The sequence below is a fragment of the Kitasatospora sp. NPDC088783 genome (assembly GCF_044750705.1).
Classification (GTDB): Bacteria; Actinomycetota; Actinomycetes; order Streptomycetales; family Streptomycetaceae; genus Kitasatospora; species Kitasatospora fiedleri.
On sequence record NZ_JBIVKJ010000049.1, the window covers coordinates 1 to 1259 of the forward strand.

At 67.6% G+C, this 1259-nt stretch carries 2 protein-coding genes; both read left to right on the forward strand.

The window, feature by feature from the left end:
• Positions 1-68 precede the first annotated feature (68 nt).
• Positions 69-383, forward strand: coding sequence for a hypothetical protein (locus tag ACIP60_RS38285; protein ID WP_400694286.1), 315 nt, complete (start codon positions 69-71; stop codon positions 381-383).
• 4 nt (positions 384-387) lie between these two features.
• A protein-coding gene (locus ACIP60_RS38290) for an IS5 family transposase (RefSeq protein WP_400694289.1) occupies positions 388-1259 on the forward strand; the annotation gives its coding sequence in 2 pieces (ribosomal slippage) (positions 388-736 and positions 736-1259; 873 coding nt annotated over the 2 pieces). This gene is flagged as partial in the annotation.

Consider the following 1259-nt stretch of genomic DNA (forward strand, 5'->3'; position numbering starts at 1 on the left):
CCTAGGACGTGTCTGACAAATGATCACCTTCGTCCCGATCTCCGGCGGTAGGTAATGCCCTTGCTGTGATGGTGGAGGCCAGCGATGCTGGGTCGATGCCAGGACAACGGAAGAGAAGGCGTCAGCAGCGGGAGGAGACTCAGCAGGCTGATGCTCGTTTCGCGCCTGACGCGGGCCGCTGGGAAGTGCTTTTCGAGACTCAGGACGAGTCGGAGTGGCGTGCTCACATCCACCACCTTCGGACGACGGACAAGCAGATCGACTGGACGGCGGCGCGGATGGACACGTTCTGTGGGCGCTTGGTGCAGCCGACCACTTACCGGCTGAGCCTCTTCGTGCCGACCCCTCTGCCCGATCCAGGCCCGGACTTTGCCAATAATTGATCTTGTGGCTGGCAGAGGTGAGCTGACGGATGCAGCGTGGGAGCGAATAGAGCCCCTGCTGCCGCAGGTAGATGGGCGTGGCCGTCCATGGCGGGATCACCGCCAGGTGGTCAACGGGGTGTTGTGGCGGTTGCGGACCGGGGCGCCATGGCGTGACCTGCCCGGCCGGTATGGCCCCTGGCAGACCGTCTACGAGCGGTTCGCCCGCTGGGAGGCGGACGGGACCTGGGCCAGGCTGCTGGAGCAGGTCCAGGTCCGCGACGACGCAGTGGGCCGGGTGGAGTGGACCGTCTCGGTCGACTCCACGATCAACCGCGCCCATCAGCACGCCGCCGGCGCCCGCAAAAAGGGGCCGCAGACGGGGACGAACTGGAAGATTCGGGCCGCTCGCAGGCGCGCCAGGCCCTTGGTCGATCCCGAGGCGGGCTGACCACCAAGGTCCACCTCGCCGTCGACGGCCGGGGGCTGCCGTTGTCGATCGTGCTCACGCCCGGCAACACCAACGACGCCACCGCCTTCACCCAAGTCCTCGACCAGATCCGCGTCCCGCGCGCCACAACTGGTCGGCCCCGCACGACACCGGTTCGAGTGCTGGGCGACAAGGCGTATTCCAGCAGGGCGATCCGCCACCTGCTGCGGCGCCGGGGCATCACCGCCACGATCCCCGAACGCCGCGACCAGGCGGCCAACCGCCGCCGACGCGGAGCCCTCGGCGGCCGGCCACCCGCCTTCGACAAGGACATCTACCGCGACCGCAACGTGGTCGAACGATGCTTCGCTCGCCTGAAGCAGTTCCGTGCGATCGCAACCAGGTTCGACAAGCTCGCCAACCGCTACCGAGCCGGAATCGTCCTGGCGGCCCTGATCCTCTGGCTT

What these genes read in the sequence shown, in the direction of transcription:
- ACIP60_RS38285 (WP_400694286.1), top strand. Translation starts at nt 69, where the DNA reads ATGGTGGAGGCCAGCGATGCTGGGTCGATGCCAGGACAACGGAAGAGA.